The sequence below is a fragment of the Fusibacter fontis genome, from assembly GCF_055378735.1.
In genome coordinates this window covers 3115366-3127610 of the sequence record NZ_AP042445.1, presented here as the reverse complement: position 1 = coordinate 3127610, position 12245 = coordinate 3115366, and the positions used below count along the sequence as shown (strand labels likewise).

Here is a 12245-nt window from a genome sequence, read left to right as displayed (position 1 = left end):
CCATTATAATTGAACCTTTCATGATTTTGCTATCGTATTTACTTATGTACTATTTCGTATTAGAATGACAGAATTTTAACACACTCTTTCTGCAGCGCTATACAAATTTCTTAATTTGATTTATGATGATAAAAAGTCGTGAGGTGTTTCAATCATGAAAACCGTCAAATTTCTCAATAAAATCAAAGACCATAACAAAAACCATGCAATAGATATCATGATAAATTGGCTATCATTTTCTCTTATACCCATTTATTTTGTCATTAACGGACTTTTCTTAATGGGATTTCCCGTAGTTCATTCAGACGAAATCTGGTTAAAAGGCATTGCTTGCGAAATGATTGGTCAAAAGAGCTTCGCCATCACAGAACCGTTTTTCGACCTTTATCCGAGAGTGATTCACCCGTTCAGATGGCTTTACAACCTCATCATCGGTTCTGGTCTCGTGATCTATGACCATGTTTTTATCGTGAGACTGGTGTCTCTTATCGCATCTGTTTTTGCACTCATCTTCTTTAAAAAAATTCTTGAAAAGTTGTTCAAATCTCCTTGGATGGTCCTAACCGGACTGCTTCTCATGGTGCTTGATATTCAGTTCATCTACGCCTCGCATCTAGGCAGACAAGAAATGCTCATTCTTCTCCTCATGCTGATCGGCAGTTACTATTTGATTTCACATGCCACTTCAGACGTGCGTTATCTGGCGCTCATCATCCTACTCTCCATGGGCATCCACCCCAATAGTTTTCTGATTGGACTGGGGTTTTCTGGTATTTTGTTTGGAAAATGGCTGTACGATCAAGAGTCTCTTGTACCACTGTTTAAACTGATTTTCTATACAAGTATTGGCGTTTTAGGATATTTACTCATCGGTTATCTCATGTCACCACATTTTCTGTCGGGCTACTTTCAATACGGTTCAGCTCTTGGTGTGGATGCACCGCTTGACGGACGGGTGACAGGATTCTTATGGTACTGGATCAAACTCTACCGTCAAATCGGTGGAACATATGATTTATTTGATATTCGTCACCAATTGATTTTACTCTTAGGATTGACAATTTACTGGTTTGTATTATACATCGTCTCCGTTTTCAACAAGATAAAAACGCGCGATTTTCGTGCATTTATACCGATGATTTGGGTCATATCCATTGCACTTGGTCTCTTTATCATCGGAAGATACAATCAAACCGCTGTGATTTTCATGATACCTTGGCTCATTTTAATGGCGCTGTTATGCCTTGAGATGATATTGGAACATCAAAAAAAGCCCTCTCGAATTACGAGGAGGACTTCAAAAATTATCTCAGTCAGCATAGGTGTCATGCTTGTAATCACGTGGGGCATCAACTCATATGGGAACTTTAAGTCGTACGAGCGACAACATTTTTATCAGAACACATACGCAGAGATGATCCATACGATTAACGAGTTCGTTCCAAATGACGCGGTGGTACTTGCCAATCTCAATACATTAGAGGCCTTTAACGCCCATCGTTTTTACGACTATCGCAATCTTGGGTATCTCGACTCACATGATGACTCATTTGAATCGTATATTGAAGACCGACACATTGAGTATATTTTGGTATCCGACGAAATGCACTACATCCATCGAACCTCACCAAAATGGGATTTTCTCTATGTGAACAATCGCTACTATGATGACATGATGGCATTTATTGAGCAACGGACCATCAAAGTTGCCGAGTTTGACAATCCAATTTACGCCATGAGAATCGCGCGATTTTCAGGCACCTACCCATGGAAGACGACCATCTATAAAGTACAATACTAACATTAAAAACCATAACGCATGACGCACTACATCACATCATAAGCTATCACACATCTAAAACGATATCTGATTACAAGCTATAGCGCATTACTAAATTCTCACCTGTTTCGCTTTTAAATACGAGCAGGTCATAGACCTTTTGAATATTTGCCTCTACTTCAGCAACGGTATCGCCAACGACGATAAAATACCCTGCGCGTTGTGAGGCATTTTCAATGGGTTCGATTGTATCGCCAATGTGGTAGTTATAACCTGCATCCAGCACAAATGGCAATGATTTCAACTTTTGTAGCGGTGTCATATTCACGATATTTCCAGAGCGGCAAAAGAATAACTGTGTATTAAAGGGTTTCAGAGAAGTCTGTGTTATTTTAGGGAATTTTACTTGTCGCTCATAACTCCCTAAGATATTTAACCTCAATACATCTACACCCGTAGCATATGGAATCGTCACATCTTCGTAAGCACCACCTAAACGACAGGCAATTTCATTGACCATAATGCCTTGATCGCCGATGAGAAATTGGAAATAAATCGGTCCATTTTCAATGCCAAAATGCACGCACAGCCGCTTAGTTAAATCCTCGATTTTTTCTCCATGTGTCGATTGATGCACAGAAGGATAGCGATGCGCTATACAAACACCTATTTTTTCATCGCTTGGAAATGTCACGCGATCTGTGACAGTTAAGACGTTCACGTGTCCACTTTCAACCCAACCACTCACCGTTATTTCGGTACTATCATAAAAATGTTCGACTAAGATTTCATCTGCACGCGAATGGCGAATGACGTCTCTAAACTTACTGCGAATCTCGTCTATAGTATCCACTTTAAAGATGCCCCTTTGACCTTGCGAATCAATGGGCTTAATCACATAAGGTGGCTTAATATGCATCAGCAAAGCGGAGTTAAACGTCTCCGATACAAATGCAAACGGCACGGTTGGTAGTTTAAATCGCGCCATTCTTTGTTTCATCTCTTTTTTATTGGTCACCCATAGAGCCGTTTCAGAATCTATAAATTTAGGCAAATTCAATTTTTCTGCAACTTGAGCAACAGTATACACAGGTTGATCCGTTCCAACTGTCATGATGCCGTCAATTTGAAGGTGTTTTGCTTGTTGATATACCTCCTCAGCACTAAAAGCATCTGCTAAAATACTTGCATCTGCCAATGATTTTCCCTCTGTCCATTCATTGTAATCAACGGCGATGACATAATGCCCTGCTTCTTTCATTTTCTTAATTGCATGTATTTGGCAACTTCCGGCCCCCACCATCATGATTCTTTTCATAAAAAGCCTCTCTTTTCGTACTCAGAACTGAATTAAGTCAAACTTCTATTTTTTTGTACATTATAGTTGTGCAAATTATAGTTTTATACATTATAGTTGTGCAAATTATAATTTAATACGTTATGGTTTTGTACTTGTATGTTTACTATCTTTTAGTCTATCTATTAGTCTTGCTTTTTGCGATTTAAAATTCCGTAATACCAAGTTAACTGAAGTCCAATCTTGACGCATTTTCTAAGCGTATAGCCTGACTTTCCATAAACACGCGCACGCCTTGTCACGGTAATATTCTCAATTTTTTGCGCAAACGGAATGAGTTCAGCACTTAAATAGACAAATTTCGGCATTTTCTTTGGAAGTCTTTCGTAAACCGACCTGTGGATAAAACGCATACTGCTCACCCGTTTTCCACCTAACTGTTGATAACGCCACTTGAAAAAAGCGCCTATAATCTTGGATCCCCACTCACGACTTGGACCATCACCATACGCTTCATAGATGCCAAAAGAGAGGTCAGCGCCTTCTTTTGCTTTTTGATAAAACGCCTCAATGGCTGAAAAATCATGCTGAAGATCATCGTCAATCGTCAGTGCATACTCTCCAGAACATTGGAGCAATCCCTGATATAGAGCCGCTTGTTGTCCAATATTTTCATTCATGGTAAACACTTTTACAAGCCTTGGAAATTCTAAAGCTAATTGATTTAAAGCTTCTTTTGTTCTGGGTGAAGGACTGCCGTCATCGACGAAAATCACTTCATAATCTTCATTTTCACTTAACTTATGCGTGACATGCTCGATTTCTTGAAGGATTAGCCTTAAAGAATCAGAACTATTGTAGACGGGAATGACGATGGATAATTTCATTTTATACCTCAATTTATGCCATTTCTAAATGATTGTGCTATACTTTAACTATCTAAGATTATCCTATTGAGATTTATATGATTCAAACTAATTAAGCTTATGCGATTACTTTAAGGAGGTTTACATGCGCCCATCCCAACCGTCTGACGATCACACCATCGATTGTTTTGGAGATATTTGTCCGATTCCCTTGATTAAACTCAAATCCGCTTTAGAGCATCTCGCTCCTGGAGAGTCTTTAAAAATGGTGGTCGATCATAGTTGTGTGATTGAATCCATCCACGAATACCTCGATCACACTTCTGTCAAATACGAAATCGAAGAAGTGATGAATGGCGTATGGGAAATTGTCGTTACGATTTAACAAAAATCCTTTTCACCATTTTCAACAAAATAGCGATAAACATCATCAACCGCTTTACTGCGGTTGTTTTTCTTTTGTGCAACGGTATAAATGGCATAGTCTAAACTAAAATTATTCACTTCAATGATTTTATATTTTTTCTCGTAAAGTTCTTTTTTTACTGCCATGTAAGGTAAAAAGCACACGCCCAAGCGGTTGTTAACGGATGATTTTGCTGCAGGTATCGAGTCGACTTTAAACATGATTTGCATCTGTTCTAAGGTCATCCCCACATGCTTAAGTTTGTGTTTAATAAAAGCTGAAATCGTCATGGATTCGTCATCCAGTAAGATCATCTCATAATTTTTAAGCTGCTGAACATCGATTACATTTGGGATATGAGATTCTCTATTGGCAACGAGTACGACGCGTTCTTTCCCGATATAAGAAAATTCCAATCGATCATCTGTTGGTTCTTCTGTGATAAAACAAAGATCCGTCAATCCGTTAATTAAATCGTTAATGGAATCGTTGGTCGATCGCGCATGCATCTCAAAATTATAATTGGGATGCTTTTTTTTGACCTTATAAAGAACACAAGGGAGCGAGTAATCCACAAGTGACAAATTTCCGTTAATCCGAACATTTTCAACGCTGTACTTGAGTGCCTCAAGCTCCTCTTTCATCTTGTCGTAGATGCGCGTCATCGTACCTGAGTACTTAAAAAGGATGCGTCCTGCTTCAGTAGGTTCGACGCCTTTATTGCTCCGATCGAGTAAAATAAACCCAAGTTCATCCTCTAACTTTTGAATATTTTGACTTAAAGCAGATTGGGAAATATGGCGATTATTGGCTACTTTTGAGATACTTTTCGTCTCGACAACTTCTCTAAAATACTCTAATGCAAGTAAATTCATAGTCCACCCCTATTGAAAATTTCTCTCATTCTTTTATTACTACTTTATCATGAAAATCAAATTTATTAAGTCTTTTTTTTCGTCATCGGTTTTTCTTATACTGCTTTTGAAACTGTTGTGAATAAGTTCACGAAAATAATGGTATCATTATGGTGTGAGATTGTTAAGAGTATAGCAAACTTTTAATTTAGGAGTGTGAAAAAATGGCTGAACAAAATACAACAGCAGCATCAAGACGCTCTTCAGTAAATCGAAAGCCTAAAAAAAATCAAATTCCGTTTGGATTTTTAACAGTTGCTTTTATCATTGTAGTTGCCATATTTCTCAATGTAAAAGCTTCTTCAACGGTATCTTTTTTCTGGATAACAGGTTCGATTTTCGGATTTATCCTACAAAAAGGCAGATTTTGCTTTACGGCTTCCATGCGAGATCCGTATTTAACCGGTAGTACGTCCATTACTCGGGCTGTCATCGTGGCATTTGCTGTGACAACGATTGGCTTTACTGCGATTAAGTATGGCTATGCAGTCGCTGATTTACCAGTTCCAGGCATGAGTTATGTAGTACCGATTAGCCCAGCTACTTTTATCGGGGCATTTATCTTCGGAATCGGGATGGTCATCGCTGGCGGTTGTGCCTCTGGAACATTGATGCGTGTTGGTGAAGGTTTTATCATGAATATGATTGCTTTCCTATTCTTTATCGTCGGCTCTTTATGGGGCGCACACGATTTTGGATGGTGGAAAGAAGTATTCATCTCAAAAGGACCAAGTGTATTTCTTCCAGATATTTTTGGATGGTTAGGTGCAGTTGTTCTTCAATTATTGGTTTTGTTAGCGCTCTATGTACTAGCTGAAAAATATGAAAAAAAACGTAGTGGTTCCCATTAATTAGTGGTTCACATTAAATGGATTGATGTGTATTTTAAAACTTTAAAAATTACTATTAAATAGACAATCAAAAGGTGAAAATCAAAAGAAACTGAAATGATCAAATAATTTAGGAGGATTTTATTATGAAAGAAGTTATGTTAGATTGCTATGGCGAAGCTTGTCCTGTTCCATTAGTAAAAACACAAAATAAAATGGCTGAACTTGAAGTAGGCGATGTATTAATCGTTCAAATCGATCACAGTTGTGCGATGAAAAATGTGCCTGAGTGGGCAAGAAAAGAAGGCTATAATGTTGAAGTAGAAGAAGTAGATGACGGAGAATGGGAAGTTATCATCGAAAAAAACAAATAGTCCTTTGAGTACAAACTTCACACCATAATTTGGAGGTGTAACACTTGGAAAAGAAAAAAGAAAAATTCTTTGACAAAATGAAGTCAAATGAATACTACATTAGATGGTTAAAAAATCCCTTTACCTACGTTACAGCCGCTGTTCTGTTAGCACTTTTTCAGATTGTCACGCTTGCAGTAACCAAAAATCCTTGGGGTGTTTCTGGCCCATTTGCAGTATGGGGTGCTTGGTTATTTGAAGCGGTTGGCGGTAGTGTTGATAAATGGTACTATTTTGCAAGCCCTGGTGCTCAAGCAACTTTAGATGGCGGATTGCTCAATCATCCAGACTCATGGAGAAACTTTGGTATCATCTTTGGCGCACTTGCAGCGACTCTACTGGCATCCGGTTTCAAACTCAAAAAAATCAAGTCTTATAAACAAGTGCTCGCAGCAGTCATTGGCGGCACTATGATGGGTTATGGCGCAAGACTTGCATTTGGTTGTAATATCGGCGCTTTATTCGGCGGAATTGCATCTTTATCACTTTCCGGTTGGGTTTTTGCAATTGGAATGTTTGCAGGTGCAGTTGTAGGGAGTAAGTTGTTAGTGAAATTCTTTATGTAAATGTGATGAGTTGATCATTTTAATAACAGATGATCAACTCTCCTCTTATTAAGGACATATTGAGAGAAATCAATCGATTCAACTGCTCATTTGATATGATTCAAATCGAGTTGATTCGCAGTTCCAATTTTATATTCTGATGGATGATAAGGAGTTTGTCATGTCGAGAGAAAAAATCATCGAAAACTACGATGTCGTGATTATTGGAGGAGGTCCAGCTGGTTTAAGTGCCGCTATTTACGCTGGTAGAGCGAGACTCAAAACACTCCTTTTAGAAAAGGCATTGGTGGGTGGTCTTGCCACATATACCAATGAAATAGCAAATTATCCAGGTTTCCCTGATGCACCAAAGGGTGAAGCCATTACGAATTTAATGAAAGAGCAAGCGAAAAACATGGGCGTTCAATTTAAACTTACAGCAGTTTCAAGTGTAACGCTTGAAGGCGAAGAAAAAGTTGTTGAAACCTTCAGAAATAAGTATCTTGCAAAAGTCGTGATCATTGCAACCGGTGGTCGACCAAGAACAACTGGCGCGGAACGCGAAGAGGAATTCTTATTTGATAAAGGCATTAGCTTCTGTGCAACTTGTGATGCTGCTTCAAATACAGATAAACACGTTGTTGTCATCGGTTCTGGCGATGCTGCCATTGAAGAAGGCATGTTCTTAACGAAATTTGCCCGACAAGTAACGGTATCGGTTATGCACGATGAAGGCATCATGGACTGTAACGAAATCGCAAAAGAAGCAGCGCTTGCAAATCCAAAGATGAAATTTATTTGGAACAGTGTCGTGAAGCGCTTTGAAGGCTCTGAACACCTTGAACGCGTGGTTCTACGAAACGTGAAAACTGATGAAGAAATCCCGGTAGACTGTGATAATTGTTTTGAGTTTATCGGCTATTTACCTAACACTGAACTCTTTGAAGAACAATTACCACTGACGCGTCACAAGTATATCACAGTCAACGAAAAGAAAGAGACATCCATTGAGGGCGTCTATGCAATTGGTGATGTAACCGATAAATGGCTCAAACAAATCGCAACAGCTGTTGGCGATGGCGCAATTGCCGGTACAGCTGCAGAAAGATTCATCGCTGAAAAGGAAATCTTTGACCATAAAATCATGCAAAGCGAAAAACCAGGTCTGATCTATGTTTACAATGCAATCGATGCTGCTTCAAGAGAATTTCTATCGACGATTGAATCGATTGAAACGGAAAAAGCAGGCACTATCGCAGTCAATCGCATTGATATCTATAAATCCAATGGACTTGCCGTTAAATTAGATGTCGCTCAAACACCTGCTATCGTCATCACACATGGTGGGAAAATTACAGATAAACTCTATGATTTAGATGCAGCGCTGATAAAAAGCAAGTTGTAAAAAACAAATGATAAAAAGTATGCTATAAAATCGAAAAGGTGTTATGCCCTATTTATCAAATACGGGGCATAACACCTTTTTATTTGTGGAATTTGCATCATGACTACTTTACGTGTGTAAGCTGAATTCAGTTTAGTTCACCTTTTCCTTGAACCAACCTTTTGTCGAATTTGCGATTTTTACTAGGATAAGTATCACTGGAACTTCCACTAATACACCCACAATAGTGGCAAGTGCAACAGGACTATTCGATCCAAAGAGTGAAATCGCAACAGCCACTGCTAATTCAAAGAAATTTGAAGCGCCAATCATTCCAGCGGGCGCGGCAATATCATGGGGCAGTTTCAGCAATCGACTTGCAATATAGGCAATGAAAAAAATCAAGAACGTCTGAAGTGTCAGTGGGATCGCAATCAGTAAGATATGAAGTGGATTCTCGATAATGACATTGCCTTGGAATGAAAATATAATGATCAACGTCAGTAATAATCCTGCGATCGTAATATGTTTAAATTTTGGTATAAACGTATTTTGAAAATAATCCAGTCCTCTATTTTTCGTGATGACATTTCGAGTGACGACACCTGCACTGAGTGGTACCACCACAAAGAGTACAACTGATAGTATCAGCGTATCCCAAGGAATAGATACCCCACCGACACCTAACAGGAATGCTACAATCGGTGTAAATGCCACTAAAATAATGAGATCATTGGTTGCTACTTGAACCACTGTATAGGCAGGATTGCCTTTTGTAAGATGACTCCAAACAAAAACCATCGCCGTACAAGGTGCAGCACCAAGCAATATAGCGCCTGCTAAATAATCTTTCGCCAAGTCAGCAGGAATCCACGCTTTAAATACCATATAAAAGAAGAAATAAGCAATTCCAAACATTGTAAACGGCTTAATGAGCCAGTTGGTGATCCACGTTACGTAGAGTCCTTTTGGATTCTTCCCTACGTTTTTGACACTATGAAAATCCACTTTAAGCATCATCGGATAGATCATCAGCCATATGAGAATCGCGATGGGAATTGACACTTTTGCATACTCAAATTTTCCTAAAAATTCTGGAACTTCTGGCAAATACTTGCCTATAAAAATTCCAATCGCCATACAAAGTACAACCCATACCGTCAGATATTTTTCGAAAAAACTAATGCCTTGCATTTTTTCTTTTGTCATCACTGTCCTCCACTTATTGAGATGCATCAGCAGCATCCTGAATTTAGACATGCACACTTAGCTGCTTTTTTCTTCTTACTAGAATAAAACATTTCTAGATTTTCAGGTAATACATATTGCTCATGAGTTTTACAAAGTTGTACAACTTCACGATTAAATATCACACTGAAGATTCCTTCCAGAATCATTGATATAGGGGGTTCTGTGAAAAATTTTCCATCATATTTAAAAACTCGGCAAGACGTTTCTTGACCGCTTATTGAACTGCAATCTGTACACAGATTCTCTTGTATTGCACCTAAAATGTCCATCCCGTTTACTCGAATTGTCGGTGAACTTTCAAATCGATAAAATTCCGCTAATTCTTTTGTGTCAACATTCACTTTATTAACGATAACTTTGTAATTCAAGCATTTAGAAACTGGTTCAAAAATATGGATGGCTTGATCTAAATGCGTCTCAGTTTCTTGACATCGATCACATGTATTTAAATCGAGATACAAGAAATCAATCGTAACAATTTTTTCCAGATTTGGTTCAATGGTTGCTATCATCACAGTCCTCCAATTTTCTTATTCACTTTTTTTGAGTTCTTCCTTTTTGGTTGCATCTATTGCATTTTCTTTGTTGTCTATCTTTGTACTTTTATAAAACTGATGTCCACCTGATAAGTTGTACACGGTTTTAAAGCCATGATGGATCAAAATATTTTGAGCTGCATTGCCCGTAACACCTTTATTACAATATGTCACAGTGGCTTTTTCAGGATCCAGATTTTTAAGTGCTTCTCTGATCTTTGCATGGGGAATATTCACAGCCCCTTCCACATGCCCTTTCTTGTCGTAATCCTCCTGGCTTCTAGCGTCAATGATTTGTAGTTCCTTCTCACTGTGTCTCACTTCGTTTGAAGTGATGATGGGACGACCATGGTTTAAAGCGTTATCTAAAATCATCCCAGTATAATGTACGGGATCTTTCGTTGTAGAAAATGGAGGTGCATACGCTAGATCCAAATGAAAGAGTTCATCCACCTTTGCTTTATACGTTATAAGCGTTGCAAATACGTCTATTCGCTTATCTACACCCGTTGTTCCTATAATTTGTACTCCTAATAACCTCTGTGTTTTGCGATCTGCAATGGCTTTAATCACCATCTCTTCGCCTTGAAAGTAACTTGGTTTATCTGGTTTAATATTGTGGGAAATTTCAATGTTAAAGCCTTCATCTAAAGCCTCTTTTTCTGACAGACCTGTTGAAGCTATTGTCAAATCAAACAGCTTAAAAATCCCCGTACTTAGATTTCCTTGATAGCGTAAAGGACCGCCAGTCAATGCATCACCTGCAATTCTACCTGTTTTATTCGCAGTTGAACCCAGCGGTCGATAGACTGGTTTACCTGTAATAGCTGAAAACGTCTCAATACAATCTCCACATGCGTAAACACCTTCAACACTGGTTTGCATCTGTGCATCCACTTTGATGGCGCCAGTTTTTCCAAGTTCAACTCCAATGCTACTTGCAAGTGTCGTATTGGGCCTCACACCAGTGGCTAAGATCACCATATCCGCCTTTAATCTGTCACCACTTGCAAGAATTACTTCATTTTCAGCAATTTGACTGATTCCTGTGTTTTTAATGAGATTAATACCTTTTTTGAGTAAGATATTTTCAAGTAAATCTGCCATGTCCTGATCTAAATTAGGGGTAATTTTGTTTGCCACCTCAACGATGGTTGTCTTAATGTTTTGATGCATCAAGTTTTCTAAAACTTCAAATCCAATAAACCCAGTTCCAGCGATGACAGCATGTTGGGGGTGTTTTTTATCGATGAAGGTCTTAATTGCAACGGCATTTTGAACATTTCTAAGGAAAAATACATGTTCTAAGTCAATACCTTCTATTTTAGGAATAAATGGCGTTGCACCTGTTGCAATGACCAATTTATCATAAGAATCTCGAATCATTTCGCCTGTAACGAGATTTTTAATCTCTAAAGTTTTAGAATCTGGCTGGATGTTGACAACTTCATGTTCAGTTTTTACGTCAATATCGTACTTTGATTTGAAAAATTTGGCATCTCGTGGTGTCAATTCTTCTAGATTTGGGATTTTGCCCCCTATATAGTACGGAAGCCCACAGCCTGAATAGGAAATGTCTCGATCTCTTTCATAGATGACGATCTCAGCATGATCATCATTTCTTCTTGCTTTTGCTGCTGCTGAAGTGCCTGCAGCCACCGCGCCAATCACAACAATTCTCATAAAACCTCCCGTTCACAAGCACATTGTACTTGATGTGTATATTTTTTTGTAAGAATCTCATTTAATATTTCTAGTGCGTCTTTTGAACCCGTTTCTGATAGTGAATAATAGGACCACTTCTTGTCTTTTCTCACCTGCACAACGCCACTTTCGATAAGTAATTTCATATGATGCGAAAGTGTTGACTGTCCAATGGGCAATTCATCCTGTAATGTACATGCACATTTTTCGCCACTTTGAAGCAATTCGAGGATTCTTAGCCTGTTTTCGTCACAAAAAGCTTTAAAGATTTTTGCGTTCTTTTCATATGTCGTTGACATCATTGTTCTCCTCACATCGA

General features: G+C 38.5%; 13 protein-coding genes. 6 read left to right on the top strand and 7 right to left on the bottom strand.

Features of this window, described 5'->3' with window-relative positions:
- Positions 1–154 precede the first annotated feature (154 nt).
- Positions 155–1801, top strand: a complete 1647-nt coding sequence (locus ACZ41W_RS14245; RefSeq protein WP_464312658.1) for a hypothetical protein — start codon at positions 155–157, stop codon at positions 1799–1801.
- Positions 1802–1871: 70 nt separating this feature from the next.
- Here ACZ41W_RS14245 and ACZ41W_RS14240 read toward each other — a convergent pair whose 3' ends face one another.
- Together ACZ41W_RS14240 and ACZ41W_RS14235 are read right to left on the bottom strand one after the other, a co-directional pair.
- Positions 1872–3098, bottom strand: a complete 1227-nt coding sequence (locus ACZ41W_RS14240) for an ATP-grasp domain-containing protein (protein WP_464312657.1) — start codon at positions 3096–3098, stop codon at positions 1872–1874.
- Between the two features lie 164 nt (positions 3099–3262).
- Positions 3263–3964 carry a glycosyltransferase gene (locus ACZ41W_RS14235; RefSeq protein WP_464312656.1) on the bottom strand — a complete coding sequence of 234 codons (702 nt, stop codon included), beginning with the start codon at positions 3962–3964 and terminating at the stop codon, positions 3263–3265.
- Between the two features lie 124 nt (positions 3965–4088).
- Between ACZ41W_RS14235 and ACZ41W_RS14230 the strand changes: the two genes are divergently transcribed.
- Complete coding sequence (locus ACZ41W_RS14230; RefSeq protein WP_464312655.1) at positions 4089–4328, top strand: sulfurtransferase TusA family protein; 240 nt, start codon at positions 4089–4091, stop codon at positions 4326–4328.
- Here the strand turns inward: ACZ41W_RS14230 and ACZ41W_RS14225 are convergent.
- Positions 4325–5224, bottom strand: a complete 900-nt coding sequence (locus ACZ41W_RS14225; RefSeq protein WP_464312654.1) for a LysR family transcriptional regulator — start codon at positions 5222–5224, stop codon at positions 4325–4327. The genes ACZ41W_RS14230 and ACZ41W_RS14225 overlap by 4 nt on opposite strands.
- A 203-nt stretch (positions 5225–5427) precedes the next feature.
- On the opposite strand from ACZ41W_RS14225, the gene ACZ41W_RS14220 reads away from it, so the two are divergent.
- The 4 genes from ACZ41W_RS14220 (at position 5428) to ACZ41W_RS14205 (ending at position 8456) form a co-directional block, all read left to right on the top strand.
- Positions 5428–6114 carry a YeeE/YedE thiosulfate transporter family protein gene (locus tag ACZ41W_RS14220; RefSeq protein ID WP_464312653.1) on the top strand — a complete coding sequence of 229 codons (687 nt, stop codon included), beginning with the start codon at positions 5428–5430 and terminating at the stop codon, positions 6112–6114.
- Between the two features lie 125 nt (positions 6115–6239).
- Positions 6240–6467, top strand: coding sequence for a sulfurtransferase TusA family protein (locus ACZ41W_RS14215; protein WP_464312652.1), 228 nt, complete (start codon positions 6240–6242; stop codon positions 6465–6467).
- A 44-nt stretch (positions 6468–6511) separates the two neighbouring features.
- Positions 6512–7072: a YeeE/YedE thiosulfate transporter family protein gene (locus ACZ41W_RS14210; protein WP_464312651.1), complete on the top strand. Its 561-nt coding sequence runs from the start codon at positions 6512–6514 to the stop codon at positions 7070–7072.
- A 160-nt stretch (positions 7073–7232) separates the two neighbouring features.
- Positions 7233–8456 (top strand): NAD(P)/FAD-dependent oxidoreductase, encoded by a 1224-nt coding sequence (locus tag ACZ41W_RS14205; RefSeq protein ID WP_464312650.1) that lies wholly within the window; start codon positions 7233–7235, stop codon positions 8454–8456.
- A gap of 132 nt (positions 8457–8588) precedes the next feature.
- Here ACZ41W_RS14205 and arsB read toward each other — a convergent pair whose 3' ends face one another.
- From arsB to ACZ41W_RS14185, 4 genes are read right to left on the bottom strand one after another with little or no spacing between them, the layout of a single operon-like run.
- Positions 8589–9644: an ACR3 family arsenite efflux transporter gene (arsB, locus tag ACZ41W_RS14200; RefSeq protein WP_464312649.1), complete on the bottom strand. Its 1056-nt coding sequence runs from the start codon at positions 9642–9644 to the stop codon at positions 8589–8591.
- 26 nt (positions 9645–9670) lie between these two features.
- Complete coding sequence (locus ACZ41W_RS14195) at positions 9671–10198, bottom strand: DUF2703 domain-containing protein (RefSeq protein WP_464312648.1); 528 nt, start codon at positions 10196–10198, stop codon at positions 9671–9673.
- An 18-nt stretch (positions 10199–10216) separates the two neighbouring features.
- On the bottom strand, positions 10217–11905 hold the full coding sequence (locus tag ACZ41W_RS14190; protein WP_464312647.1) for an FAD-dependent oxidoreductase: 1689 nt from the start codon (positions 11903–11905) through the stop codon (positions 10217–10219).
- On the bottom strand, positions 11902–12225 hold the full coding sequence (locus ACZ41W_RS14185) for an ArsR/SmtB family transcription factor (RefSeq protein ID WP_464312646.1): 324 nt from the start codon (positions 12223–12225) through the stop codon (positions 11902–11904). Before ACZ41W_RS14185 ends, ACZ41W_RS14190 begins: the two co-directional genes overlap by 4 nt.
- Positions 12226–12245: the final 20 nt, after the last annotated feature.

Coding starts and splice junctions, on each gene's coding strand:
- ACZ41W_RS14245 (WP_464312658.1), top strand. CDS start 155: ATGAAAACCGTCAAATTTCTCAATAAAATCAAAGACCATAACAAAAAC.
- ACZ41W_RS14240 (WP_464312657.1), bottom strand. CDS start 3,098: ATGAAAAGAATCATGATGGTGGGGGCCGGAAGTTGCCAAATACATGCA.
- ACZ41W_RS14235 (WP_464312656.1), bottom strand. CDS start 3,964: ATGAAATTATCCATCGTCATTCCCGTCTACAATAGTTCTGATTCTTTA.
- ACZ41W_RS14230 (WP_464312655.1), top strand. CDS start 4,089: ATGCGCCCATCCCAACCGTCTGACGATCACACCATCGATTGTTTTGGA.
- ACZ41W_RS14225 (WP_464312654.1), bottom strand. CDS start 5,224: ATGAATTTACTTGCATTAGAGTATTTTAGAGAAGTTGTCGAGACGAAA.
- ACZ41W_RS14220 (WP_464312653.1), top strand. CDS start 5,428: ATGGCTGAACAAAATACAACAGCAGCATCAAGACGCTCTTCAGTAAAT.
- ACZ41W_RS14215 (WP_464312652.1), top strand. CDS start 6,240: ATGAAAGAAGTTATGTTAGATTGCTATGGCGAAGCTTGTCCTGTTCCA.
- ACZ41W_RS14205 (WP_464312650.1), top strand. CDS start 7,233: ATGTCGAGAGAAAAAATCATCGAAAACTACGATGTCGTGATTATTGGA.
- arsB (WP_464312649.1), bottom strand. CDS start 9,644: ATGACAAAAGAAAAAATGCAAGGCATTAGTTTTTTCGAAAAATATCTG.
- ACZ41W_RS14195 (WP_464312648.1), bottom strand. CDS start 10,198: ATGATAGCAACCATTGAACCAAATCTGGAAAAAATTGTTACGATTGAT.
- ACZ41W_RS14190 (WP_464312647.1), bottom strand. CDS start 11,905: ATGAGAATTGTTGTGATTGGCGCGGTGGCTGCAGGCACTTCAGCAGCA.
- ACZ41W_RS14185 (WP_464312646.1), bottom strand. CDS start 12,225: ATGTCAACGACATATGAAAAGAACGCAAAAATCTTTAAAGCTTTTTGT.